This is a genomic window from Chryseotalea sanaruensis, assembly GCF_003990915.1.
Taxonomy (GTDB): domain Bacteria; phylum Bacteroidota; class Bacteroidia; order Cytophagales; family Cyclobacteriaceae; genus Chryseotalea; species Chryseotalea sanaruensis.
Genome location: NZ_BHXQ01000008.1, coordinates 197,803 through 221,674, shown reverse-complemented (window position 1 = coordinate 221,674; position 23,872 = coordinate 197,803). Strand labels below are relative to the sequence as shown.

26 protein-coding genes are annotated in these 23,872 nt (G+C 39.2%); 15 read left to right on the top strand and 11 right to left on the bottom strand.

Going from position 1 to position 23,872, the window contains the following annotated elements:
* On the top strand, positions 1–2,214 hold the full coding sequence (locus SanaruYs_RS19475; protein WP_127124290.1) for a hypothetical protein: 2,214 nt from the start codon (positions 1–3) through the stop codon (positions 2,212–2,214).
* Here SanaruYs_RS19475 and SanaruYs_RS19470 read toward each other — a convergent pair.
* From SanaruYs_RS19470 to SanaruYs_RS19455, 4 genes are read right to left on the bottom strand one after another with little or no spacing between them, the layout of a single operon-like run.
* Positions 2,195–2,677, bottom strand: coding sequence for a c-type cytochrome (locus tag SanaruYs_RS19470; RefSeq protein ID WP_127124289.1), 483 nt, complete (start codon positions 2,675–2,677; stop codon positions 2,195–2,197). The two genes, SanaruYs_RS19475 and SanaruYs_RS19470, sit on opposite strands and share 20 nt — an antisense overlap.
* Positions 2,658–3,305, bottom strand: a complete 648-nt coding sequence (locus SanaruYs_RS19465; RefSeq protein WP_127124288.1) for an SCO family protein — start codon at positions 3,303–3,305, stop codon at positions 2,658–2,660. The genes SanaruYs_RS19470 and SanaruYs_RS19465 overlap by 20 nt, the downstream gene beginning before the upstream one ends.
* A 1-nt stretch (position 3,306) precedes the next feature.
* Positions 3,307–3,837, bottom strand: coding sequence for a CopD family protein (locus SanaruYs_RS19460; RefSeq protein ID WP_127124287.1), 531 nt, complete (start codon positions 3,835–3,837; stop codon positions 3,307–3,309).
* Positions 3,834–4,637, bottom strand: a complete 804-nt coding sequence (locus tag SanaruYs_RS19455; protein ID WP_127124286.1) for an MOSC domain-containing protein — start codon at positions 4,635–4,637, stop codon at positions 3,834–3,836. Before SanaruYs_RS19455 ends, SanaruYs_RS19460 begins: the two co-directional genes overlap by 4 nt.
* A gap of 50 nt (positions 4,638–4,687) precedes the next feature.
* On the opposite strand from SanaruYs_RS19455, the gene SanaruYs_RS19450 reads away from it, so the two are divergent.
* From SanaruYs_RS19450 to SanaruYs_RS19415, 9 genes are all read left to right on the top strand, one after another.
* Entirely contained in the window at positions 4,688–5,368 is a 681-nt protein-coding gene (locus SanaruYs_RS19450; RefSeq protein ID WP_127124285.1) for a Crp/Fnr family transcriptional regulator, read from the top strand.
* 59 nt (positions 5,369–5,427) lie between these two features.
* Positions 5,428–6,066, top strand: coding sequence for a peroxiredoxin (locus tag SanaruYs_RS19445; protein ID WP_127124284.1), 639 nt, complete (start codon positions 5,428–5,430; stop codon positions 6,064–6,066).
* A 371-nt stretch (positions 6,067–6,437) separates the two neighbouring features.
* Positions 6,438–7,595, top strand: a complete 1,158-nt coding sequence (locus SanaruYs_RS19440) for an efflux RND transporter periplasmic adaptor subunit (protein ID WP_127124283.1) — start codon at positions 6,438–6,440, stop codon at positions 7,593–7,595.
* 1 nt (position 7,596) lies between these two features.
* A complete protein-coding gene (locus tag SanaruYs_RS19435; RefSeq protein ID WP_127124282.1) occupies positions 7,597–8,850 on the top strand; it encodes an ABC transporter permease in 1,254 nt (417 codons plus the stop codon).
* A gap of 14 nt (positions 8,851–8,864) precedes the next feature.
* The gene (locus SanaruYs_RS19430; protein ID WP_127124281.1) at positions 8,865–9,539 is read left to right on the top strand and encodes an ABC transporter ATP-binding protein; all 675 of its coding nucleotides are present in this window, start codon (positions 8,865–8,867) and stop codon (positions 9,537–9,539) included.
* A 68-nt stretch (positions 9,540–9,607) separates the two neighbouring features.
* Positions 9,608–9,757 (top strand): hypothetical protein, encoded by a 150-nt coding sequence (locus SanaruYs_RS20170; RefSeq protein ID WP_160118731.1) that lies wholly within the window; start codon positions 9,608–9,610, stop codon positions 9,755–9,757.
* A 13-nt stretch (positions 9,758–9,770) separates the two neighbouring features.
* Positions 9,771–10,928 carry an FAD-dependent monooxygenase gene (locus tag SanaruYs_RS19425; RefSeq protein ID WP_160118730.1) on the top strand — a complete coding sequence of 386 codons (1,158 nt, stop codon included), beginning with the start codon at positions 9,771–9,773 and terminating at the stop codon, positions 10,926–10,928.
* A gap of 55 nt (positions 10,929–10,983) precedes the next feature.
* Positions 10,984–12,000, top strand: coding sequence for a sensor histidine kinase (locus SanaruYs_RS19420; protein WP_127124279.1), 1,017 nt, complete (start codon positions 10,984–10,986; stop codon positions 11,998–12,000).
* Positions 12,001–12,026: 26 nt separating this feature from the next.
* Positions 12,027–12,782 (top strand): LytR/AlgR family response regulator transcription factor, encoded by a 756-nt coding sequence (locus tag SanaruYs_RS19415; RefSeq protein WP_127124278.1) that lies wholly within the window; start codon positions 12,027–12,029, stop codon positions 12,780–12,782.
* Between the two features lie 90 nt (positions 12,783–12,872).
* Here the strand turns inward: SanaruYs_RS19415 and SanaruYs_RS19410 are convergent, their stop codons facing one another.
* From SanaruYs_RS19410 to SanaruYs_RS19395, 4 genes are all read right to left on the bottom strand, one after another.
* The gene (locus SanaruYs_RS19410; protein ID WP_127124277.1) at positions 12,873–13,181 is read right to left on the bottom strand and encodes a hypothetical protein; all 309 of its coding nucleotides are present in this window, start codon (positions 13,179–13,181) and stop codon (positions 12,873–12,875) included.
* Positions 13,182–13,266: 85 nt separating this feature from the next.
* Entirely contained in the window at positions 13,267–13,881 is a 615-nt protein-coding gene (locus SanaruYs_RS19405; protein WP_127124276.1) for an AAA family ATPase, read from the bottom strand.
* An 88-nt stretch (positions 13,882–13,969) separates the two neighbouring features.
* Entirely contained in the window at positions 13,970–15,292 is a 1,323-nt protein-coding gene (locus SanaruYs_RS19400; RefSeq protein WP_127124275.1) for a dihydrolipoamide acetyltransferase family protein, read from the bottom strand.
* A 142-nt stretch (positions 15,293–15,434) separates the two neighbouring features.
* Entirely contained in the window at positions 15,435–16,697 is a 1,263-nt protein-coding gene (locus SanaruYs_RS19395) for a competence/damage-inducible protein A (RefSeq protein WP_127124274.1), read from the bottom strand.
* A 277-nt stretch (positions 16,698–16,974) separates the two neighbouring features.
* Here SanaruYs_RS19395 and SanaruYs_RS19390 point away from each other — a divergent pair, with 277 nt between their 5' ends.
* The 5 genes from SanaruYs_RS19390 (at position 16,975) to SanaruYs_RS19375 (ending at position 21,892) form a co-directional block, all read left to right on the top strand.
* Positions 16,975–18,237, top strand: a complete 1,263-nt coding sequence (locus tag SanaruYs_RS19390; protein WP_127124273.1) for an alpha-hydroxy-acid oxidizing protein — start codon at positions 16,975–16,977, stop codon at positions 18,235–18,237.
* Positions 18,238–18,360: 123 nt separating this feature from the next.
* Positions 18,361–19,077, top strand: coding sequence for a DUF4197 domain-containing protein (locus SanaruYs_RS19385; protein WP_127124272.1), 717 nt, complete (start codon positions 18,361–18,363; stop codon positions 19,075–19,077).
* A gap of 4 nt (positions 19,078–19,081) precedes the next feature.
* Positions 19,082–19,237, top strand: coding sequence for a hypothetical protein (locus SanaruYs_RS20165; protein ID WP_160118729.1), 156 nt, complete (start codon positions 19,082–19,084; stop codon positions 19,235–19,237).
* Positions 19,238–19,244: 7 nt separating this feature from the next.
* Positions 19,245–20,912, top strand: coding sequence for a phenylacetic acid degradation protein PaaN (gene paaN, locus SanaruYs_RS19380; RefSeq protein ID WP_127124271.1), 1,668 nt, complete (start codon positions 19,245–19,247; stop codon positions 20,910–20,912).
* Positions 20,913–21,037: 125 nt separating this feature from the next.
* On the top strand, positions 21,038–21,892 hold the full coding sequence (locus SanaruYs_RS19375) for a sensor histidine kinase (RefSeq protein ID WP_127124270.1): 855 nt from the start codon (positions 21,038–21,040) through the stop codon (positions 21,890–21,892).
* Here SanaruYs_RS19375 and SanaruYs_RS19370 read toward each other — a convergent pair.
* From SanaruYs_RS19370 to floA, 3 genes are all read right to left on the bottom strand, one after another.
* A complete protein-coding gene (locus tag SanaruYs_RS19370) occupies positions 21,867–22,235 on the bottom strand; it encodes a hypothetical protein (RefSeq protein WP_127124269.1) in 369 nt (122 codons plus the stop codon). The two genes, SanaruYs_RS19375 and SanaruYs_RS19370, sit on opposite strands and share 26 nt — an antisense overlap.
* A gap of 21 nt (positions 22,236–22,256) precedes the next feature.
* Positions 22,257–22,679 (bottom strand): hypothetical protein, encoded by a 423-nt coding sequence (locus SanaruYs_RS19365; RefSeq protein ID WP_246011953.1) that lies wholly within the window; start codon positions 22,677–22,679, stop codon positions 22,257–22,259.
* Positions 22,680–22,887: 208 nt separating this feature from the next.
* Entirely contained in the window at positions 22,888–23,871 is a 984-nt protein-coding gene (floA, locus tag SanaruYs_RS19360; protein ID WP_127124267.1) for a flotillin-like protein FloA, read from the bottom strand.
* Position 23,872: the final 1 nt, after the last annotated feature.

Here is a 23,872-nt window from a genome sequence, read left to right as displayed (position 1 = left end):
ATGAAGAAGATATTTGTAATTGTATTGTTGTTTGCTAGTCTTGCCGCAAACGCTCAGCGCGTTAAATATAAAGACTTGTTTCCAACCTTAACCGACATGTCTGCTTCGGAACAACTCTCGGCATTAAGAGATTTTATCGGTTATGAGTTAGATCACCCTAATGCTAATTTCAGATTAGCTTTGTTGCATGAACGAAACTATAGACAGGCTAATCCATTAACACAATACGAAAGCGTAATGGCTCATGCAGCTGAGACAGGAAATCGTTACCTGAAATCAAAGCAATTAGTAACAGAACAGCAGGTAAGAAGTGATAATGAATATTACGCACCGATCTTCGGCCAATTTGATTCCAAAGGAAAATTATATGCACCCTTTCCTTTTGTGCAAGGTAAAATACAGCGTGGCTACGATTCTGCAATGCTAATTCAGCAAAAACTCCCGGCTATTTATAAATCATTCACTAAAAGTGTAAATCAGTACGATAAGGCGGTTAAGCTTTTTGCCCAAATCAGTACTACTTACAAAAGTGAGGAGGATATTTATATGTTTTATTCTGTTGCTTTTGAAAAGCAAATGGATGAATTGATCAGCTATTACGACTCATCACTTTTTTATTTTAACAATTATCTATCCTTAACAAAGGATTATCCACTGCCTGATTATAAACAGCAACTTATTGTTAATGAGATTAAAACCTATCGCCTGGATGGATTGATTAATCGAATGACTTTTCTGGAGGACAAAGTTTTATTCTGGAATTACAAGCAATGGGTTGAAAGAATAAAAGTGAATTATAAATCTGAAATTCTAACAATGCAAGAGCAACTTTCTACCAATGAAAAGAAGATCACAGAAGTTTTGAATATACTAAAAACTAGTAGCAGTGCTGATCTTGTTCGAATTGACAAAGAACTTATCTACAAACTAAATAACTACGACAAAAACTCTTTGGCTTTGGCACTTCTTCGTTATAAATCCTTTAAACAAGAGTGGATGTTGAAGGAGAAATTACAGGCAAGCGACACCTTACTTAATCAGAGGTTGGAACTTTACAGTACGTTAATTCAACAAAATAGGATTGCAGATAGTCTGTATCAGGATTTACAGACGAGTATCACAAACGATAACATCATTAAACATCAACAATATCTTAAAACCTTTTACGGAGGGAAAAGTGGATTGGATAAATTTACACAAGAGGAGAATTCGTTGATTAAAAAATCACTCACTGATTATCATTCAAATCTAAAAGTCGGATTGCTGACATCGTTGCAACGTCAGGAGGTAGTGATCAACAAGTCTCTTAAGTTTGGTAGTGCATCTATTCCTCTATTTACCTCGGATAGTATTCCTGGTAGTTTAGATAATAGTACCTGGATAACGCAAAAGAAATTGATAAGTCCGGATGGCAGCACCTATTTATTAGGAGTGGGCAAACCTGATAAAAAGAATAATAACTTGGTTTCATTCATTGCCAGGGTTAACCCTGATGGCAAAGCAGGTTGGATGCAAAACTACTCTTTCTCTATTGATAGCGCAGTGGTTGATGCTAATAACAGTATACAATCCGCTATACTTACACAAGAAGGTTGCGCTTTTGTTGTTACGTCAACACACATTACAAGACCTGAGAGCATTAACACTTTTGTGTACATCACTGAGAAGAAAGAAGAGAAACTTAAGAAGAAGTTAAAGGAAGTGACTGTTCTACGTGACCTTTTATATGTAGAAGAGACGAATACTTTTGTATTGACGTTTAAAGGAAATTCTTTAATTCAAAGTTTCACTGAAGAGGAGACACTTTCTGTACAATGCATTAATGTATTAGGTGATTTAGTCTGGAGACGTGATATTTCATTTGCAGGAACATTGCAAAAGGTTGTTCGTGTTCGAGATGGCTTTGTGCTGGCAGGTAATTTCACCTTGCTGCGTGATAGTAAGGGAAAGGAAATCAGAACCAGAATTGCAACAGGACAAACAAATCCTTACTTAATTAAGCTATCAGCCAGGGGAGATGTTCAGAGAATTTTACCACTAGTGAGTGATAAATCAATTTATCTTGATCAATTGGTTAAAGTGAATGATGGATCACTTAATGTATTAGCCTACGAAAGCACGTTCTCTGATTTGAAGAAGGAATCTTTAAATCCTGAAACATTGAAGCATGTCATGGTAAACTATGAGTTGCGTGTTATTCTTTCTTCGTTGTAATACAATCCTGAAGTACTAATTCTACCTGCTTTACATCAATTAGTCCGTGATCATTAGACCACGTGTTATAAATGTATGTGCTTATTTCGGCAATTTCTAAAGGTGTAAGGGTTTCCACACCTGGCATACGTTGGTTATATAACTTACCATTCACCAGCAGTTCACCATCTTTTCCGTGTTTAATCAGACAAATGACTTCTTCAACATTGTTTGTCATGTAATTGGAGCTGTCTATGGGAGGATATACTCTGCCTAACCCCTTGCCATTAAATTGATGACAATTGCTGCAATGGGCTTTATATAATTTTTCGCCCTGAATATAATATTGTTGAAATTTTGGTGAAGCGTTACTGGTATTGCTGCTATTTGGTGGAGAACAACTTACAATACATGCAACTAATCCTATACCTATAAGACTTGCCACTAAGTTGGTGAGAAGGAATTTATTTTTCCTGTGATGCATATTCACGTTGTAACTTTCTTACATCTCTGATAAGCTTATTTACACTTTCTTCTACTGTGCCATCGTAGTTGCCCCTTATGCGTTGTTGTTTATCAATAAGTAAGAAAGCACCGCTATGAATAAAACCATCAGGCTCGCTGCTATCTTCCATCGCTGTTGCAAAATAGCTGGTTTGGGCAATCTTATAAATAGAGTCTTGCACACCGGTTACAAAATGCCATTTATTGCTACTCACACCCAGCCGTTCAGCGAAATCATGTAGCAAGGCAACTGTATCATATTCCGGATCAATGGTATGGGAAAGAATGAGCACATCAGCATCATTCTTCAATGAATCGTACACACGGAGCATTTGGGTTTTCATAATCGGACAAATGGTGCGACAAGAGGTAAAGAAAAAATCAGCGATATAAATTTTACCTTTAAAGGTGTCGTTGTTGACAAGGGCGCTATCCTGGTCTACAAATTGAAATGGTGCGATAGTGTGAAATAGCGTGTCTCCATTAATAACTTCCCGCTCACCGTAAATGGGCAAAGGCTTTTCGATAGGTTTGTTGCATGCTGCAAATAATACAGAGATGATAAGTAATGAAAAACTGATTCTTGTGATTTGCTTGTTGTGTAACATATTAGTTCCTGTATTTTTTATAAATATTCATGCCGGCAACAATCATTAAAGTGATAACGATTAATCCGGCAAGTCCCCATACCATGCTTAGGGCACTTTTTAAAACAATAAGAAAAACAATGCTGATCAGAAAAAGAGTGGCTACTTCGTTCCAAAAACGTAGTTGATTGGAGCTATAAAGTGTATTGCCTTTTTTTAATTGATTGAAAATGATTTGTAAAGAATAGTGATACAAGTAAAGTAGAAAAACCAGCGTCAATTTAAGATGCATGAAACCCAGTTTCAGCCAATCCGGTTGATTGATTAGCATAGCGGTACCCATGATCAACGTGATAATAGCAGACGGCCAGGCAATACCGAACCATAAGCGAGAGGCCATTAGGGTGAAGTTTTTCAATAAAATACTTTTCTCAGGCTCTGTTTTATCGAAAGCCTCGCGCATATAAATAAGTAAACGCGGCATGTAGAATAAACCTGCAAACCACGTTACAATGAAAATAATGTGAATAGCTTTTAAATAAAAGAAAGTCATGTTTCTAGTGTAATCAAATCACCTTCTCGCACAACAGTATGATTCAGTGCGAGCAGGTTTTGTCCAAAGTAAATTTTATTGTCTTTTTTTCTATAAGTAGAAAGCGTTCGTAAGGGCTCATCACTTTTTTGTGCGGTATTCTGATCAACAGTAATCAAAACACAACGGCTGCATGGTTTTACACCAACAAAGCGATTAGCACCAATGCTGAATTCTTTCCAGGCATCTTCTTCAAATGGATTGCCACCAGTGAAAACAAAATTTGGCCTGAACCTGTTCATTGACACTACCTTCTCCAGTCTACTATTTAAATCATCTAATGATGCTTGACCGATAATGAGGAAAGGATAACCATCCGCCAGGCTAACATTTTCAGTTGTAGCATATCTACGATCCACTGCTCGATTGTTTTCTTCAGGAAAGTAAACAAGCTTACACTTAATGCCGAGTAAAGCACTAAACCACTGACTACTGGTTTCACTAACTTCATATGCAAGTACAGTATCATCCCAGATGGTTACTGGTTGAGATTGCTGAATTAGTTGAGGGTGCAACGATACGCTATGCGATTGCTGTATTTGAGTGTGAGTAATAGTTAATGTATCACCTTCAATGCTTACTTTAAACAAAGCCATTATCGGATGAACCCTTTGGGTAAGAAATTTTCCTGCCTCATCGACCAGCATCCAGCGCCTGTCATACTGAAGTCCCTTTTCAAAAACATTTGCCTGCTTAAAACGTATGCCCCCCAGCGATTTTATGGGGTAAATCCATATTTCTGTAAGCCTTAACGCCTGCATGAAACTTTTCTTTTAAATTTAGTGCTAACATACGCAAAACCACCTTGCAGATGGCAAACACACAAGCGCTTTGGTATTTCGAGAGTGTAAATCTTTACAATATTCTTTGTCCGCACAAGACAAAGGACATGGATAAGAAGCATGAGTTTCGTGCATTTAAGCGCGACCAGATTATTTACAGACCTGAAGAACCCTCGCAATACATTTATATGGTGGCAGAAGGGAGAGTTAAAATAGGGCACTACCTTGATGATGGAAAAGAAGTAGTTAAAGCTATTTTAACCAAGGGCGAAATATTTGGTGAACTGGCGCTGGCGGGTGAAGAGAAACGGACAGATTTTGCACAGGCCATGGATGGCGAAACCACCATTTGCCCCATGAGTATAGACGATTTAAAGGCGTTAATGTGGGAGGACAAAGAACTGAGTTTCCGCTTACTGAAACTTGTGGGCTTACGCCTTATGCGTATGGAACGCAAGTTAGAATTGCTGGTTTTTAAAGATGCCCGTACCCGTATTGTTGAGTTTTTACGTGATGCCGCTTCTTGGAAGGGGAAAAAAGTAGGTTTTGAGACGATGATCCCTACAAAACTGACCCATAAAGACATTGCTGCCCTTACTGGTACGTCTCGGCAGACGGTAACAACTATTCTGAATGAGTTAAAAGAAAAGAATCTGATTTACTTCGATCGGAAGAAAATATTGATCCGCGACCTGGAGAAACTTGCATAAACAGAATTTTCTGCTGATTTTTATAGTCTATTAAGTCTATAGGAATTAAATATTATTATATGTCATTACGATTAGGAGATGTTGCCCCCGATTTTACAGCTGAAACAACGGAAGGTGTAATTAATTTTCATGCGTGGTTAGGCAATAGCTGGGGGATCTTATTTTCTCACCCTGCCGATTTTACACCAGTGTGTACTACTGAATTAGGTGCCATGGCCAAGCTGAAGCCACAGTTCGACAAACGCAACGTAAAGGTGTTGGCTTTAAGTGCCGATCCATTGGAGTCGCACAACAAATGGATAAACGATATTAATGAAACGCAACACACAACGGTTAACTATCCGTTAATTGCCGACCCTGAATTTAAGGTGGCGAATTTGTATGGTATGGTACATCCTAATGTAACAGACAAGTTTACGGTGCGTTCCGTTTTTGTTATTGGCCCTGATAAGAAAGTAAAGCTGACACTTACTTATCCTGCAGCCACTGGCAGAAATTTTGATGAAATTCTTCGTGTGGTAGAAAGTCTGCAACTCACTGCCGACTACAGCGTAGCAACACCCGCTAACTGGCAACATGGCGAAGACGTAATCATAACGACTGCCGTAAAAGACGAAGATATTCCGGCACGTTTCCCTAAAGGAGCTACACACATTAAACCGTATCTGAGAGTAACCCCTCAGCCCAACCTTAACTGATTGAATTCGATATAGGCATCTCAAAAATAAAAGAACCCGTCATTGCGAGCCTTGTGAATAGGGTTTGTGTCGGGATGGGCGAAGCAATCTGGCTGGTGGTTTTAAATGCCCATCAATAGATTGCTTCCTTACTACAGCACACATTCAACGCTTCGTTCATCGCATGACGCGATTATAAGGTTCGAAGTATTATTGATATGATTTTTAGTTTGTTTTAAGCAGAGCATGCACCTCCAAAGGGTGCATGACTCATTTTCGGCTTAACCTGTTTTTTTAACACTTCAATTTCCTAACACCACATTTCGCTTTTTTTACCCTAACTGCTCTCTGTGCAGGCACGTACATTCGTATCGAAATCAATATTAAAGCCTGTGCGAACCCTCATTTATCGTTTCGGAAATAAAATACCACGTAACTTTTTAGAAAATGCCTGGAGCTTGCTGGTGGCACTATTAGCCATTCTACTATCGCTGTTATTGGGTTCATGCCAATCGGGTGACACCTATGTGAAACCTGAAACTAAACCACTACTGGAAGCCGTGTATGCATCCGGATTTCTAAAGGCAAGTGATGAGTACGCTGTACTGGCAGAAGGTGAGGGACGCATACAGGAAAAGCTATTAAATGATGGTGCCTTACTGAAAAAGGGGGATGCCATTTATATTTTAAGTGCTGATCAGCCTGATGCACGTTACCAGATTGCCCGACAGAATTTCGAACTCGCTAAAAAGAATGCAGCACCTGATTCTCCGATATTAGCTGAATTGCATTTTTCTTTAAACAGTCTTTCTACCAAGAAGAAATTTGATTCCATCAACTTCGTTCGCTTTCAAAACCTGATGAATCAAAACGCAACTACCCGCGTGGAGTATGACAGGGTTAAGCTTACGTACGAGAATTCAATCAATGAATACAATGCAGCCAAAAACCGCTTTAATAAAACAAAAAGTGATTTGACGCTGGCTTTCGAAAATGCCAGACAACAATTATTAATCGCTGGTGATGATAGCGGAAGACAGGTAGTGCGCAGCTTAATGGATGGTCGTTTATTATCTACTAAAAAAGAAGTAGGTGAGGTTGTACGTAGAGGTGAACAGCTGGCATTAATAGGCAAGTCTGATAGTTATTATTTACAGTTAAGTGTTGATGAGCAAGATATTCGCAAGCTACAATTTGGACAAAAAGTGTTATTCAAAGCAGATGCTTTTACAGATTCAGTTTTTGAAGGCGTGGTTTCTAAGATTTATACTTTAGTAGATACACGTCAGCAATCCTTACGGGTAGATGTAAACATACCCACTACTTTTCCAGCCTCTTTTTCTGGTTTGGCTGTGGAGGCAAACATTATTGTTAGAGAAAAGAAAGATGCCTTGGTGTTACCCAAAAATCTAGTGCAGGGAGATTCCGTCTGGATTGAAAGAGAAGGTAAGCCAATGAAAATACAAATTACCAAAGGTATCGAGACAATGGATGAAGTAGAGATACTCAATGGTCTTGATAGTAGCAGTCGTGTTTTAATAGTTAAGTAAAATGACATCCTTAAAACTATCGGTACAGATTGCCTGGGTACATTTGGTGACTAAACCCAAACAGACGCTGATTGCCATGTTGGGGGTAACCTTTGGTATAGGTATGTTCATTGCCATGGTGAGTATGATGACGGGGCTTAACGATTTAACAGAATCACTGGCTATGACTTCTTCGCCTGACATACGCATATACCACGATGTAACTACTGAAAGAAAATCCATAGCAGAAGAATTAAATCTAAATGGCATAACTAAAGTACATCACCAGAAACCAAAGAATGAATCGCTGAAAGTACGGGGGGCGGTGAAAATTGCTGAGCAGATTCGTAAACATCCTTTGGTAAAGGGAGCTTCTGTTCTGCTGAATTCGCAAGTATTTTATAACTACGGCCCTGTTCAACTAAACGGAACAATTGCAGGTGTTGATATTTTGGAAGAAGACAAGCTTTTCGATTTGAAAAGCAAAATGAAGGAGGGGCAAATTGAAAACCTGATTACCAACCAGGATGGAATTTTGATGGGTACAGGGCTTGCCAAAAAATTAAGCGTACGAACAGGCGATCGTGTCGTCATCACTACACCACAAGGTTTTACTAAAACATTAAAGATAGTAGGGCTTTTTCAAATGGGTATTGGCGCAGTTGATAACGTGAAGAGCTATGCGAATCTGGGTATGGTGCAAACTATTTTAGAAAAAGAGAAAAGTTACATAACGGATGTTAACGTTAAACTCTATGACTTTAAGCAGGCAAAAGCAGTAGCGCCAGAATTTCAGCAGGCCTTTGGGTATAAATCTGAAGATTGGGAAACTGCGAATGCCACCATGTTACTTGGCGTGATTATCAGAAATATACTCACCTATTCAGTAGCCATTACGTTGTTGATTGTGGCCGGCTTTGGTATTTACAATATTCTCAGCATCACTATTCACAATAAGATGAAAGACATTGCTATTCTAAAAGCCATGGGTTTTGCCGGTAAGGATGTAAAACAAATATTTATGGTGCAATCGTTGGTGATTGGTTTTTTTGGTAGTCTTTTGGGGTTATTGATCGGCTTTGTGCTATCGCTACTTATTTCAAGAGCACCTTTTGATGGTGGTGATTTTTTAAGCATAGAATATCTTCCTGTTAACTTCAGCTCAACTTATTATATGATCGGAATTGTATTTGGAATTGTAACTACGGCATTAGCGGGTTATTTACCATCGCGTAAAGCAGCCAACATAGATCCTATCGAAATTTTAAGAGGTTAGAAAATCTTTTCAACATGGCAGTCTTAAAGGCACATAAAATAAGTAAGTACTTCTATGAACCAGAAAAATTTCAGGTTCTAAAAGAAGTTGACTTAAGTGTAGATAAAGGTCAGTTCCTGGCCTTGGTAGGGAAATCAGGTTGTGGTAAGTCAACACTTATGTATGTGTTGTCGACTATGGATACGCAGTACAATGGGGAACTTGAAATAGCAGGGACCCGACTTACCGATAAGCACCAGAATTTTCTGGCGGGATTCAGGAATAAACACATAGGTTTTGTGTTTCAGTTCCATTATTTATTGCCTGAGTTTACCGTATTGCAAAATGTTATGTTGCCTGCTTTAAAGTTGGGTTCAAAAAGCAAGGAAGAAATAGAGGCAAAGGCTCTTGAAAAACTGAATATATTAGGCATGCAGGAGCATGCCAGAAAGATGTCATCTAAACTTTCGGGCGGACAACAACAAAGGGTAGCCATTGCGAGGGCGCTGATCAACGATCCGGATATTATTATGGGAGATGAACCCACTGGAAATCTGGACACCTATAATAGTGACCTGGTTTTTGACATTTTTAGCGAATTAACCCATACTTATAAGCAAACTATAATTGCTGTAACACATGATGAAAGCTTTGCCAAGCGTTCTGACAGGGTGGTGGAAATGAGTGATGGAAAAATTATCCATGGATAAGAAAGATTTTATACACTAAACCGTAGTGGTATTCGACCGTATAAGTGTCATAATACAAATTAGTGCATATGGAGAACAACATTAACATCAAAAACAGCATGCATCCATATCTTTTGCAGTTTAACTACGCACTTACCAACTTTTCTAAATTTTTAGAAGAGGAAGGCAAAGAGAAGCGTAAGCGCAGGTGGCATCATGTTGGTAGAAAAACAGCATGAATCAAATAGTAATATGAATCATCGACAAAGTGTTGCCATTATTGGTGCAGGTATTGGCGGACTAACCTTAGCCGTAGCCTTACACCGAAAAGGTATTAATGCAATCGTTTACGAAAACGCCTCAGAAATGAAATTTCTGGGTGCCGGATTGGCTTTAGCAGGAAATGCCATTCAATCTTTTAGAGCAATCGGATTGCAGGATGAAGTACTGGCAGCTGGTAAAATTTTAAAAAAGCTTTCTATCAAAGATCATCAGGGTCGCGTCATTACTACTGCGGATTCTGAATACATAAGTGCTAAGCTTAATATTGTTAATAATTTTGCGGTACACAGAGCTGATTTGCATGAAGTGCTACTCCAACAACTGCCTCAGGAAAAATTGGTATTAGGCAAGCGTGCCATTGATTTTCAACAACACAACGATAGTGTACTGGTAAATTTTGCGGATGGTACTTCTGTGGAGGCGGATTATATAATTGCTTCAGATGGTATACATTCTGTCTTTAGAAAAAAACTAGTGCAGAACAGCGAACCTCGCTATGCGGGTTATACGGCCTGGCGTGCAGTGATTGATCAATCAGAGACAGCACTCAACTTAGATGAAACTTCAGAAAGCTGGGGCAAAGGGAAGCGTTTCGGTATTGTACCACTTAGCAATAATAGAATTTACTGGTTTGCCACCATGAATACAGGTGCGAAAAATGATCGATTAAAAAAATATACAACTCAAGACTTAGCAAAGGAGTTTGAAGATTTTCATTTGCCCATTCCTCAGATTATTGCAGAAACTAAAAACGAACAACTCATCTGGTCAGATATTATTGATCTGGAGCCATTAAAGAAATTCGCCTTTGGCAGAATTGTTTTAATGGGCGATGCAGCGCACGCCACAACACCGAATATGGGTCAGGGTGCTTGTATGGCCATTGAAGATGCTGCAGTACTGGCCATTTGCATGAAAGAAGAAAAGCAGATTGAAAAGGCATTTATTAATTTTGAGAAAAGAAGAATATCGCGTACTACTAAAATTGTAAATGATTCTTGGCGCCTGGGCAAAGTAGCACAATTAGAAAATTCCATCTTAATTTCATTACGCAACACGGCCATGCGGCTGGTGCCCCCGAGTATTGCTGAAAAACAAGTTAAATTTTTAAATGATATTTCTTTTTAGCTTTATACTGACTTTAAAGATGAGTTGTTGATTAGATAGTGAACAATTTTCAGTAATGCTTGGCTATAAAAAAAAGAAGGACTTGTATCTGGCCTATGGTATCATCTTCGGGCTATCCATTATTGGTTTTTTTGTACGTCTTTCAAAGTTTAATCAATTTACTTTTTGGGGACATGTTGTCATTTATGCAATTTCTTTAGTGCTGGTTATTGCAATATGGGAAGTAATCAGAAATATTGATCGCTATTTAAATAATGTCTTACCCTTCGAAAAAAATATACCACTGCGCATAACAGTGCAATTACTTGCTGGTGCAGTGCTAGGGTTGTTCATAAGAATAACTGTTTATTATTTCGGAGAACCACTTCTGCCTTTTAAGCTGGATGAGATGTTCTCAGCGGCTATCTGGATAATTTATATAATGTTCCCAGGCATTATTAACCTTGGTTTTTTTACCTACCATTTTATAGTAAGGTGGCGGTTCTCTGTCATACAAAACGAACGGTTGGAGCGAGAGAAGGCTCAAGTGCAGTTTGACAATTTAAAGAATCAGCTGAATCCACATTTTCTTTTCAATGCCTTGTCTTCCCTCAATTCACTGATCATGGAAGATCAGCGAATGGCATCTGAATTTGTACAACAGCTTTCCAGGGTATACCGCTATGTTTTGCAGTATAAAGATCAGAGCAGCGTAAACCTTACCACTGAATTGAATTTTATCCAACATTATGTTTCTTTATTACAAACACGATTTAAAGAAGCTATTACAATATCCATAGAAGTAGACAAAGAAGCTAAAGAGCACAGAATTGTGCCGGTAACACTTCAGATTCTGATTGAGAATGCCATTAAGCACAACATCCTTTTAGAAACACAGCCATTGAATATTGAGATTTTCAACTCTGGTGATTACCTTGTTGTAAGTAATAATTTACAACTACGTAAACACGTAGAGTCATCCAATAAACAAGGCCTAAAAAATATGGTGTCCTTGTATGGATTTTTATCTGATAAACCTGTACAAATTGAGCAGACTGATATTCGATTCTCAATAAAGGTGCCTTTGTTATAGACGTAAAAATTAATCCATTGTAAAGCATGTATATTTTAATTGTGGAGGACGAACCATTGGTAGCAAAAGACCTTGAACGATTAATTCGGGAGGCTTTACCAACTGTTGAGATTGCTGCTATTTTAGGAAGTGTTGAGACAGCTAAGCAATGGTTTGCCAACAACAAAATGCCCGATCTTATCTTTTCAGATATTCGATTGTCGGATGGTGTGAGTTTCGAAATCTATGAAACGCTTTCAATAGCCTGTCCCATCATATTTACTACAGCTTACGATGAATATGCACTACGTGCTTTTAAAATTAATAGTATTGATTATTTGTTGAAACCGATTGATGCAAAAGAGTTGGCTTCAGCCTTGAATAAATATAGAGCCGTTAAAGATAGTCAGGTACTGCATGAACAATTGCAAACGTTGCTTTCACGATGGCAAGATGTTGCCACCAAACGATACAAAGAAAGATTTCTCGCTTTGCAGCGCAATGCACTGGTGCCAATCAATGAAAACGAGATAGCTTATTTCCATAAAAACGAGATCATTCACCTGCACACTGTAGCTGGCGATAAATTTATCAGTGAGCACCAAACCCTAGATGAAATTGAGCAATTAGTTAATCCAAAAGTTTTCTTCAGGGTGAACCGACAATACCTCGTACACATACAGGCTGTTGGTAGAGTAAAAACAACGCACAAAGGTTTGACAGTCGAGTTAAAGGGTGTGGTAGCTTCGGAAATTGATATTAGCCGTGAGAAAGCCACGGCATTTAAAGAGTGGCTTGTTTAAACTTGTTGTGGCGTAATAATTCTGAGCAATTAAAATTGACAGTTGACAATGAGGAATTGACAAATTGACCATAGTCAATTCTTCTAAAACCTACTTCTCCCAATAAGCTTTCACTGCTTCTTTCCAGTTGTCACCGTGTTTAAGGTATAAAGCAGTGTTAATAAGCATGGTGCTTTTTTCATTGCCTATTTTTTCGCCTACTGTAATCAGGGTGTCATAAAATTTTGACGCATCTTGTTTGGCCATCAGCAATAATTGTTCTTCAATGCTGCCAGCGACTGGTGCAGAGGTTGCACTTTCATTTTGCTTTAGTCTGTCGCTTAAGGAAGATGGTGTTACAATAGAAGAAGCTTCTTGTTTCAGAAACTGATCCAGGTCGTTAAGTGGATTTTTTTTCATGCTTCAGTAAGTTAATTTTTTATTCTTTTTATTTCCTTGGTTTGTGTCCTCACAGACCGAGTAAATGACCGAGGAAGTGAATAGGCTATAAGTTTTTCAATATTTCTTTCATCACTGGCGTATACTCCTGCTCGGGATGCATGGTGCTAAAATTAACATAGGCATTTTTTTGTGGCACCATAACTTCCAGCACTTTCGCACTCACTTTGCTTAGGGTCTCCTGAACGGTTTTAAGCCGGGTGAAACTGTGGATGCGATTAGGGAGCACCAAAATTTTTAAATCAGTGTTAATGCTTTTTGCGGGCATTAAATCAGTTACCGTTTGGTATGTAACCAGTAAATCATTCTGCGTTAAACTCGTGGGCACAATCACCGCATTGCTTACCAGACAGAGTTTCTTAATGCCTTCATCGGTAGTCTTACCGGCACTGTCAACAATAATGTAATCGTATTGTGCTTTTTCTCTAATGGATTGAAGCTCATCAGCAATATTATTATCCTGTGATCCTACAATATCGAATGAAGATGTGCCGCTTTCCCGTGCAGCTTCCATCTTGCGTAGCGTATTCAAGGTGTAGTTAGTATCGGTTTCTACCAGCATAACCTTTTTACCTGCTGCATGCAGAGAGGTAGCCAGATTGATGGCATTTGTAGTTTTACCGGTGCCGCCTTTTCGGCTGATGAAGGAGATTATTTTCATTCAGTCAAAATTTAAAATTTCAGATTCAGCATAGAAAGTCTTGCGACTAAGTTACACCAATTTTGAATCTGAAATTTTAAACTTTTACTTAAATAGTGCGATTAAAATCGAAGCGTTCCAGGTAATCCGCCACTCGTCTTACCAGGCTACCGCCCAAAGCGCCATCAACTACACGATGATCGTATGAGTGCGATAAGAACATTTTATGACGGATAGCAATGCTATCACCATAAGGGGTTTCAACTACAGCAGGCTTTTTCTGAACAGCTCCTAGTGCCATAATGGCTACCTGAGGTTGCATGATAATGGGAGTTCCCATTACGTTGCCGAAAGAGCCAACATTAGAAACAGTGAAAGTACCACCACTTAAGTCGTCTGGTTTAAGTTTGTTTTCACGTGCGCGTTTAGCCAGGTCGTTAACAATTTTAGCTAACCCACTCAGGCTGTATTGATCTGCTTGTTTAATAACAGGCACAATCAAATTTCCACTTGGTAAGGCAACGGCCACACCTATGTTAATATCTTTTTTCTTAATGATACGATCGCCATCCACCTGTACATTAATCATTGGATAATCTTTGATAGCCTGTACAATTGCTTCAATGAAGATTGGGGTAAAGGTTAGTGCATCACCTTCGCGCTTTTGGAATTCATTCTTCCATTTGTTTCTCCAGTATACAATGCTGGTTACATCGGCTTCAACAAACGAAGTAACATGTGGAGAGATTCGCTTACTATCAACCATACGCTCCGCAATCATCTTGCGCATGCGATCCATTTCTATTATCTCATCACCTGCATTAACGCTGGCAGGCACCAATGGTGCTGAAGGCGCTGCGTTAACTGCTGTTCTGCCATTAGCAACTGGAGCGGGTGCAGCCACAGACTGAACAACAGTGCCCAGTTTGCGGTTGGCCATATAGGCCATAATATCTTTTTTAGTAACGCGGCCTTCCTGACCTGTACCGGGAATACTTTCTAATTCGGCAACCGCTACACCTTCTTCTTTAGCAATGCTTTTTACCAAAGGAGAATAGAAACGTGAGGCGGATTTGAAATCGCCAACATGAGCACCATTACCATTGCTTGCTACAGGCGCAACTTCTTTGACAGGTATAGCAGCAGGCGCTGTTTCAGATTTCGGAGCTGCAGGTGTTTGTGTGGCCTCTCCTCCGGTTGAAATAATGGCAATAGCACTGCCCACTTTTACCACATCGCCTTCTTTGGCAAGAATTTGTTGTAAAATGCCGGCATGGGTTGAAGGCACTTCCGTATCTACCTTATCAGTAGCTACTTCCAACACACTTTCGTCCTGTTCAATCTTATCTCCAGGCTTTTTCAGCCAGGTTAAGATTGTTGCTTCCATTATGCTTTCGCCCATCTTGGGCATGATCAGTTCTACATTTGCCATCGGTTCAAACGATTGAATTGGGTCAGCAAGTTAATAGTTTTTGATGTGCTTTTACAGCTTTCATCGATTGAATAAGCAATTACCCCTACAGCGAAAAATTCTTGGTAAGGGCAGGCTTATGGGCGAATTATGTTTCAGTTTTTCAGGCTTTTACAGGCGATTCTTTTATGCTTAAGCGGATTAAATTAAGCACCGCCATGGATGAAAGCTGGATATTGAGGTGGCGTTCTTTGGCGAGTTGAAGCTTTTTAGTTATGACGCGGCCTCCATCTGCGAGCGCTATCCACACAGTGCCAACAGGCTTTTCGGGGGTTGCGCCTCCGGGGCCTGCAATGCCACTGGTTGCCACACCTATACTTGTATTGAATTTTTCACGAACAAGTGTAGCCATTTCAATAATGGTTTGCTCACTTACCGCACCATATTGATTCAACGTTTCTTCTTTAACGCCTAATTGCGCCATTTTTATATCGTAAGAATAGGGAATTATGCTGCCTTGGAAATATTCAGAGCTGCCAGGTACACTGGTAATCATATGCGACACTTTTCCACCGGTACAACTTTCTGCAATGGATAAGGTCATTTTACGCTCTCTAAGCATATTGCCGATAACTACTTCAATGGGTTCTTCTCCGTAACCATAAATATATTGATCGACCAATTGCTTAAGAGTGGCCGTTTGCTTCTCTGCTTCTGCTTCCAATGCTTTTAATGAAGAACCAAAGCAAGTTAGTCGTAATTTAACTTCACCTAAACTCGGTAAATACGCTAGCTTAATGTGTTCAGGTAAAGCATCTTCCCAATCTTTTATTTTATCGGCCAGAAAAGATTCGCCTATCCCTATGGTGCGAATTACCTTATGATGAATGACAGGTAAATCATATTGTTTCTTGAGTCGGGGCATAACCTGCTCAATCATCATTTTCTTCATTTCATGAGGCACACCGGGCATCGACATAAAAACTTTGTTGCCTTTACCGAACCACATGCCAGGGGCGGTGCCGCCATGGTTTGTAATTTTTTCGCAAGCACTTGGTAAAGCCGCTTGCATTTTGTTCAACTCCGTGAGTTCCCTTCCGCGACTTTTAAAAAACTCAGTTACTTCAGTTAACGCCTCTTCGTTCATCACTAAATCGCAATTGAAGTATTTGGCCAGACAGGGCTTCGTCAGATCGTCATTGGTTGGGCCAAGGCCACCGGTTATCAGAATGATATCTGCCCTTTCTTCTGCTTCTTTAAGAGCCTGCAAAATTTCTGATTCAATATCACCAACGGACGTCTTTCGTAAAACCCTGATGCCCATATTGCTAAGTTCAACCCCCATCCATTGAGAGTTGGTGTCTACAATCTGTCCGTATAAAATCTCATCTCCTATAGTGAGGAGTTCTGCTGTTACTTGCTTCATAATAATTTGATCCAATGTCGTTTAGTTAAGCTTCCATGGTCATCCTCTCCTCTGGAGAGGACTAGAGGCGAGGCCAATAAAAAGTCTTAACTAAACGACATTTATACGATAATCGGGTATAAAAGTGATTTCATTCTTTAATTGTTCAAAGTTATTTTGCTTTTAAATTATTATTTAGAGTTAAATGTTCCTGTTCTGTCATCAATATAGAAACTGACCGAAAGTATCTTCACGCATACCCATCGCTTTTTATTATTTTTATATAAATAGTAATGGCATGGAAGTCTCTGCACTAGACAGACAAAAAGAAATCTACCTGAATGGGTTTAACGGTCAACAACCGATCATTCCTATAAGTAACAAAGCATTAGAACAAGCAGCACAAAAGCGTATTAGTAAAAAAGCTTTTGCTTATATCGCTGGTGGTGCAGGCGTTGAATCTACAGTAAAACGAAACATTGAAGCGTTTGAGCGTCACGCAATTTTGCCAAGAATGTTGCGTAATGTTGGTGAGCGAAGTACAACCATTTCACTTTTTGGAAAGCAACGAGCATCACCCTTTCTGCTTTCGCCTGTTGGTGTGCTGGAAATGGTAAATGCCGAAGCCGATCTTGCTGTTGCAAGAGCAGCAGCTTCAGTAGGTGTGCCTTATATTTTTTCTAATCAAGCTTCATTTCCTATGGAAAGTTGTGCGGCTGAGATGAAGCATGCAGCCCATTGGTTTCAGCTGTATTGGAGTAAATCGAAGGATCTGGTTGCCAGCTTTGTGCAACGCGCTGAAAAATGTGGATGCGAAGCGATTGTGGTTACACTCGATACTACCATGTTGGGTTGGCGCACCCGTGATCTTGAATTGGCCTATCTGCCTTTTTTAGAAGGGAAGGGAATTGCACAATATACTTCCGATCCAGTGTTTCAACAGTTAATGGATGAGACAACAGCAGCAAATACAAAGCGAAGAATAACTGTACAAACACTTAAAGGACTTATTCAACTGGTAAACAACTACCCTGGTACTGGTTTCTTTAAGAAGTTAAAATCAGGCAGGCCATTAAAAGCCGTGCAAACATTTACCAGTAGCTACACTAATCCTTATACAACCTGGGAAGATCTCCAATTTTTAAAAACACTCACTAAGCTTCCCATTATTTTAAAAGGCATACAACATCCGGATGATGCACAAAAAGCTATTGATTATGGTATGGATGGAATTATTGTTTCCAATCATGGTGGTCGGCAAGTAGACGGATCGGTAAGCACATTAGAAATGTTGCCAGCCATTGCTAAAGTCGTACAAAAACGAATTCCTGTCTTGCTTGATAGTGGCATTCGCGGGGGTGCAGATGCTTTTAAGGCTTTGGCGCTTGGCGCAGATGCTGTTTGTTTAGGCAGACCTTATGTATATGCCCTTGCCTTGGCAGGTGAGGAGGGGGTAAGACAGCTTCTTTTAAATTACAGAGCCGATTTTGAGTTAACCATGGCACTAAGTGGCTGTAAATCAGTAGCGGAAATTAACGCAGATACACTGTTAAATGCTTAGCTGATTTAGCCAATTCTTAATTAACTTGCCTTTCAATTCAATCGAATGAAATGGCCATTTGCAACGTTTATTAGAAGTAATGATGATGGCTTGATCATGTCTTTAAACTAAAATTATTAACACGTGAAATACATCATAATTCCATTTTTGCTGGCATTAAGTGCATGCACCAGCACTCAGATTACGCAGGCATTAAACGAAGTGAGCAAGGCGACAACAACAGAGAAGGCCTTAACAACGGCTGAGGTTGGCCAAGGCTTAAAAGAAGCTTTGATCAATGGTATTAGCAAAGGTGCTGACCGGGTATCGCAAACGGATGGCTATTTTAAAAATCCGGAAATAAAAATTCCCTTTCCTCCTGATGTAAAAAAGGTAGAAGACAAATTAAGACAAATTGGTTTAGGGAATGATGTCGATAGGTTTATTATGACATTAAACCGTGGAGCAGAAGAAGCAGCTAAAGAAGCCAAGCCTATTTTTGTTGATGCCATTAGACAAATGACTATTGAAGATGCCTGGGGTATTTTAAAAGGCGAGGATAATGCAGCAACTAATTATTTGCAGCGCAGTACTTCAACACAATTAAAATCCAAGTTTAAACCGGTTATTCAAAATGCATTGGATAAAGTTGGTGCAGCGCGTTACTATACTGATTTGGTAAACACTTACAACAAAATTCCATTTATAGAAAAAGTAAATCCTGATTTAAACGAATACGCAACTGACCTTGCCATGAAGGGACTCTTCATGCAAATAGCCAAAGAAGAAAAAAATATCAGACAAGATCCTGTAGCACGAACAACAGATCTTTTAAAGAGAGTTTTTGGTCAGGCTAAGTAAAATTATGCGAAACATTAACAAGCGTGATATAAAAATATTTCTGATGGGCATGCTGGTCATGTTTATCATTGAAGTGATCTTTTCATGGAGAAATAACGTTAATGCTTATAAAGAAGGATTGAATGTAAGTAGTAATAAAAATAACGAGCAAACGAAATAATTAAAAAATGAATCTATACAACAAACACAAAGACGTTTTAAACAAAGCTATTGATGCTTTACATAACCGTACTTTTTATGCAGCTTATCCTGAGCATCCGGCACCAGCCGTTTATGGTGAAACTGCTGACGCAGACGGTCAGGCCAAATTTAAGACCACTGTTGGGAAAAAGTTTGAAGAGTTAAAACAAAGTAATCCTGAATCATGGGTTGGGCAGGAGGAGTCGCCTTACTTACAAGACACTTTAAAAATTACTTATCCCGCCTATTCATCACTAACACTTATCGAAAAATCGAAATCAGCTTTTCATGCATGGAGAAAAGTAAGTGTTGAAGAGCGTGCTGGTATTTTGATTGAATCATTAGAGCGCATGAAGACGCGCTTCTTCGAAATTGCTTATGCCACCATGCACACTACTGGCCAGGGTTATATGATGGCCTTTCAAGCATCAGGGCCACATGCAGCAGACCGTGCTTTAGAGGCAATCGCGTCTGGTTATGAAGAATTACAACGTTTCCCTAAAACTGCCTTGTGGGATAAGCCTATGGGTAAGTTTAATATTCAATTGAATAAAGAATGGAGAGCGGTGCCTAAAGGTGTTTCTGTTGTAATTGGTTGCTCTACTTTTCCAACATGGAATACAGTGCCGGGTATGTACGCGAGTTTAATTACAGGCAATCCTGTAATTGTGAAACCTCACCCAGGCGCCATTTTACCAATTGCCATTGTTATAGCAGAATTGCAAAAAGTATTGGTTGAAAATAACCTCGATCCTAATATCTGTCAGTTAGGTGTTGATACTTTCGATAAGATGATTACCAAAGAATTGGCAGAACACAAAGATGTAAAAGTGATAGACTTTACGGGTAACTCAGTTTTTGGTTCTTACTTAGAAGGCTTACAAGGTAAAGCAGTGTTTACAGAGAAAACAGGTGTAAACTCTGTTATTCTCGATTCAGTGGAAGATGCAGATAAAGTGGCTGCCAATTTAGCTTTTTCTTTATCGCTTTACAGCGGGCAAATGTGTACAGCACCTCAGAATTTTTACATACCTGAAGATGGAATTAAAACACCGAATGGTGTACTTTCTTTCGATGAGTTTGCTAAAAAGATAGCTGATAATATTAACAGCTTAGTTGATAATCCTAAAGCCGGACCTTTTGTTTTAGGTGCAGTTCAAAATAAGAAAACAAGTGAAAGAGTAGCAGATGCAGACAAGTTAGGAGGCAAAGTGATTTTGGCATCACGCACTTTCGAAAACCCGATGTTTAAAACCGCACGTGTTGCAACGCCAGCCCTATTGGAGGTTGATGCAAGCAAAAAGGAAGTTTTCAGCAAAGAACTTTTCGGGCCTATTGCCTTATTGATTAAGACAAAAAATACAGATCAGTCCATAGCCTTGGCGCAAGAAATGGCCATGGAGCACGGTGCTATTTCTTGTGGTGCCTATACCACTGATGCTGCGGTAAGAGAAAAAATTGCAGATGAGATGGCCTTGGCCGCTACACCCGTTTCATTTAACCTTACAGGTGGTATTTATATGAATCAAAATGCTGCTTTCAGCGATTATCACGTTACAGGTGGAAATCCCTCAGGGAATGCTTCGTTCACTAATCCGGAGTTTATTAATAAACGATTTACGTGGGTAGGTCACCGTGAACCGGTAAAAGCTTAATCTTAATAAAATCACATTAAAAGGGTCAGTCGTAAGGCTGACCCTTTTTTGATGAATGGATATGAATTTGCGGGGTGAATGTTGAAATTTGTGCAACCCTTTCGTTTATCATTTATAGTCGTTTCATGGTTGAGAAAGCTGACAATAACAATACAGACTTGGAGAAACAAAAAGCGCAGTTAGTCGCTTTTGAACAAGAGCTGAATGAACGAACCGAAGAGCTTGAAGCACAAAAGGAAGAGCTTACTGCCGCCATTGAAGAGCTGGTAAAAATGAATAATTACCTGAATGCGACATTAGCAGAGTTGCAGGAGCGTAATCAGGAACTCGATCAGCTTGTTTACAGGGCATCACACGATTTTAAAACGCCCATTACCTCCACCCTTGGTATAGTTCATTTACTTAAAATGGAGCCGATGTCGCCCATGCTGAAAGAGTATGTTCATCGTATTGATTTGTCAATGCACCAGATGAATGATTTACTTAAATCGCTTTCACTTTTTACACAAGCCTCTCTGGAAGAACTTTTCTATGAACGTATTTCAATAGCTGCCTTAGTAGAAAATGCAAAGGAACGATTACAATACTTAGAAGGATTTAACAAGGTTCAGTTTAAGATTGAAATTGACAAGGATCTTACAATAAGTACTGATGCCATTTTATTAAGTGAAGTCTTAAAGGCGCTCATCACCAATGCTATCATTTTCCGAGATATTGAAGAGCCTTTTGTCTGCGTCAGAGCTTCAATTGTTAATGATAGTCTGGAGATTTCAGTGGAGGATAATGGCGAAGGCATGACTACTGAAGTAATGCAGAAAGCCTTCGCTATTTTTTATCGTGGTTCAGAAAAATCCAAGGGCACAGGGCTTGGTTTGTATATGGTGAAAAAAATTACGCAGCGCTTGGGTGGGCAAGTTCACCTTCAACAATTAGGCAAAGGTCTTTCTGTTAAAATCATCCTGCCTGTTCATCACCCTTAGCGATTGTTTTCTTCAATGAACTTAGTTCGTTTTCAAGCCTTTCAACATAATTAAAAGTATCGCTAAGCATGAGTCGCTGCGAATCATGACGTTCATTTAAAAATGTAATCTCTGATTCCAGATCTTTTGTTTTCTGGTGATACTCTTTTTGCAGAAGATCAAGCTTTTGTTGATACTCAGTTTCCAGTTGTTCTCTTTTGAGAGCCTCATCAGTTTTTACTTTTGATAAAGCGGCTTCATGCTCTTGCTGCAGTTTGGTTATTCTGCTTTCATAATCGCATTGAAGAGAAAGTATTTTTTCCCGTAGTATATCTTCACACACTTTACGTGTCGACTCGTCCATGATACCCCAAGGGTTTAACTGTTATTTTTGTATAGCCTCCTCAATCGAATCAGCGTATTGAATATCCATTTCGTTGTATTTTCCGTTAGGGAAAATCTGCTTAATTCTGTCTCTACCAATTTTTACACTTTGCTTAAATACGTTATCTGCTGGTAATATTTTGCGGTGTACCTTCAAGCCAAGATCAAACATTTTTTCTTTCCACTCTACAAAGTACCACTCCATAGAGGGTTGGTGAAATACCGTTAACTTTGTTTTATCGAAAATTAATTTTGTAACAGGTTCTTTGGCAATACTATCGCCTATGTAATTAAAAATAGCTTTAAATTCCTCTATGGGAATATAAGAGGTGGTAGCTTCTACGATCATTACACCGGTGTTTCCGGCAACACGTAGAATGTTGGCATGTTTAAAAGATTTCTCAATAATGGTTTTCGTCTTCATTTCTGTCTTCATTTCCGTCATCATAGTGTAAAAACCTGGGACAGGATAAAATGTTTTAGAAACGTTAAACAAAATGACTTTATAAGACAGATCTTAATCTAGATTAAGATTATTAATGACTCAATTTCAAATTTGAAATTGTGGATCGTGTAAAAACAAAAAAGGCTGGTTAAAAGTTTAACCAGCCTTTTTTTAGAGTTATATAATATTATTTAGCAGTAGTTGAACCGCCCTTGCCTGAACCTGAAATGGATTGACGCATTTCAGTATCCGCTTGTACGTTTTGCATTTTGTAATAATCCATAATACCTAAGTTACCACTGGTAAAAGCACCAGCAATCGCTTTAGGAATTTCTGCTTCTGCTTCAATTACTTTTGCACGGGCCTCTTGTGCCTTAGCTTTCATTTCTTGCTCTACAGCAACGGCCATGGCTCTACGTTCTTCCGCTTTCGCTTCAGCCACTTTTAAATCGGCACTCGCCTGATCTATTTGAAGTTTTGCACCGATGTTAGCACCTACATCAACGTCAGCAATATCAATAGAAAGAATCTGGAAAGCTGTGCCTGAATCCAAACCTCTGCTTAATACCAATTTTGAAATTTTATCAGGGTTCTCCAATACTTCTTTATGCGACTTAGCAGAACCAATCGCTGATACAATACCTTCGCCAACACGGGCTAAAATTGTGTCTTCACCAGCACCACCAATTAACTGAGAGATAGATGCACGAACAGTAATACGCGCAATAGCAACTAACTGAATACCATCGGCAGCTACTGCAGCCACTTTTGGAGTGGTAATCACCTTAGGATTTACCGAAATTTGAACGGCTTCAAATACATCGCGTCCTGCCAAATCAATAGCAGTAGCTTGCTTAAAGTCCATTACAATATTGGCTTTTTCAGAAGAGATAAGGGCACGAATTACTTTAGGCACGTTACCTCCGGCCAGGTAATGGGTTTCCAAATCTGTAGAAGTTACTTGTAAACCTGCTTTAGTAGCAGTAATAAGTGAATCGACTACAATACGTGGTGGCACCTTACGGATACGCATGAATACGAGTTCGAATAACCCTACTTTTACGCCAGAAAATCTGGCAGTAATCCACAAACTAATTGGGAAAAAATAGAGGAAAATGAAAAAGAGGACTATACCTCCAAAGACTACAAAGAGTAATGCTGCTGCTTCCATA

Excerpts from the sequence above, each read along its gene's own strand:
- SanaruYs_RS19475 (WP_127124290.1), top strand. The coding sequence starts at position 1 with ATGAAGAAGATATTTGTAATTGTATTGTTGTTTGCTAGTCTTGCCGCA.
- SanaruYs_RS19470 (WP_127124289.1), bottom strand. The coding sequence starts at position 2,677 with ATGCATCACAGGAAAAATAAATTCCTTCTCACCAACTTAGTGGCAAGT.
- SanaruYs_RS19465 (WP_127124288.1), bottom strand. The coding sequence starts at position 3,305 with ATGTTACACAACAAGCAAATCACAAGAATCAGTTTTTCATTACTTATC.
- SanaruYs_RS19460 (WP_127124287.1), bottom strand. The coding sequence starts at position 3,837 with ATGACTTTCTTTTATTTAAAAGCTATTCACATTATTTTCATTGTAACG.
- SanaruYs_RS19455 (WP_127124286.1), bottom strand. The coding sequence starts at position 4,637 with ATGCAGGCGTTAAGGCTTACAGAAATATGGATTTACCCCATAAAATCG.
- SanaruYs_RS19450 (WP_127124285.1), top strand. The coding sequence starts at position 4,688 with ATGGCAAACACACAAGCGCTTTGGTATTTCGAGAGTGTAAATCTTTAC.
- SanaruYs_RS19445 (WP_127124284.1), top strand. The coding sequence starts at position 5,428 with ATGTCATTACGATTAGGAGATGTTGCCCCCGATTTTACAGCTGAAACA.
- SanaruYs_RS19435 (WP_127124282.1), top strand. The coding sequence starts at position 7,597 with ATGACATCCTTAAAACTATCGGTACAGATTGCCTGGGTACATTTGGTG.
- SanaruYs_RS19430 (WP_127124281.1), top strand. The coding sequence starts at position 8,865 with ATGGCAGTCTTAAAGGCACATAAAATAAGTAAGTACTTCTATGAACCA.
- SanaruYs_RS20170 (WP_160118731.1), top strand. The coding sequence starts at position 9,608 with ATGGAGAACAACATTAACATCAAAAACAGCATGCATCCATATCTTTTG.
- SanaruYs_RS19425 (WP_160118730.1), top strand. The coding sequence starts at position 9,771 with ATGAATCATCGACAAAGTGTTGCCATTATTGGTGCAGGTATTGGCGGA.
- SanaruYs_RS19420 (WP_127124279.1), top strand. The coding sequence starts at position 10,984 with ATGCTTGGCTATAAAAAAAAGAAGGACTTGTATCTGGCCTATGGTATC.
- SanaruYs_RS19415 (WP_127124278.1), top strand. The coding sequence starts at position 12,027 with ATGTATATTTTAATTGTGGAGGACGAACCATTGGTAGCAAAAGACCTT.
- SanaruYs_RS19410 (WP_127124277.1), bottom strand. The coding sequence starts at position 13,181 with ATGAAAAAAAATCCACTTAACGACCTGGATCAGTTTCTGAAACAAGAA.
- SanaruYs_RS19405 (WP_127124276.1), bottom strand. The coding sequence starts at position 13,881 with ATGAAAATAATCTCCTTCATCAGCCGAAAAGGCGGCACCGGTAAAACT.
- SanaruYs_RS19400 (WP_127124275.1), bottom strand. The coding sequence starts at position 15,292 with ATGGCAAATGTAGAACTGATCATGCCCAAGATGGGCGAAAGCATAATG.
- SanaruYs_RS19395 (WP_127124274.1), bottom strand. The coding sequence starts at position 16,697 with ATGAAGCAAGTAACAGCAGAACTCCTCACTATAGGAGATGAGATTTTA.
- SanaruYs_RS19390 (WP_127124273.1), top strand. The coding sequence starts at position 16,975 with ATGGAAGTCTCTGCACTAGACAGACAAAAAGAAATCTACCTGAATGGG.
- SanaruYs_RS20165 (WP_160118729.1), top strand. The coding sequence starts at position 19,082 with ATGCGAAACATTAACAAGCGTGATATAAAAATATTTCTGATGGGCATG.
- paaN (WP_127124271.1), top strand. The coding sequence starts at position 19,245 with ATGAATCTATACAACAAACACAAAGACGTTTTAAACAAAGCTATTGAT.
- SanaruYs_RS19375 (WP_127124270.1), top strand. The coding sequence starts at position 21,038 with ATGGTTGAGAAAGCTGACAATAACAATACAGACTTGGAGAAACAAAAA.
- SanaruYs_RS19370 (WP_127124269.1), bottom strand. The coding sequence starts at position 22,235 with ATGGACGAGTCGACACGTAAAGTGTGTGAAGATATACTACGGGAAAAA.
- SanaruYs_RS19365 (WP_246011953.1), bottom strand. The coding sequence starts at position 22,679 with ATGAAGACGAAAACCATTATTGAGAAATCTTTTAAACATGCCAACATT.
- floA (WP_127124267.1), bottom strand. The coding sequence starts at position 23,871 with ATGGAAGCAGCAGCATTACTCTTTGTAGTCTTTGGAGGTATAGTCCTC.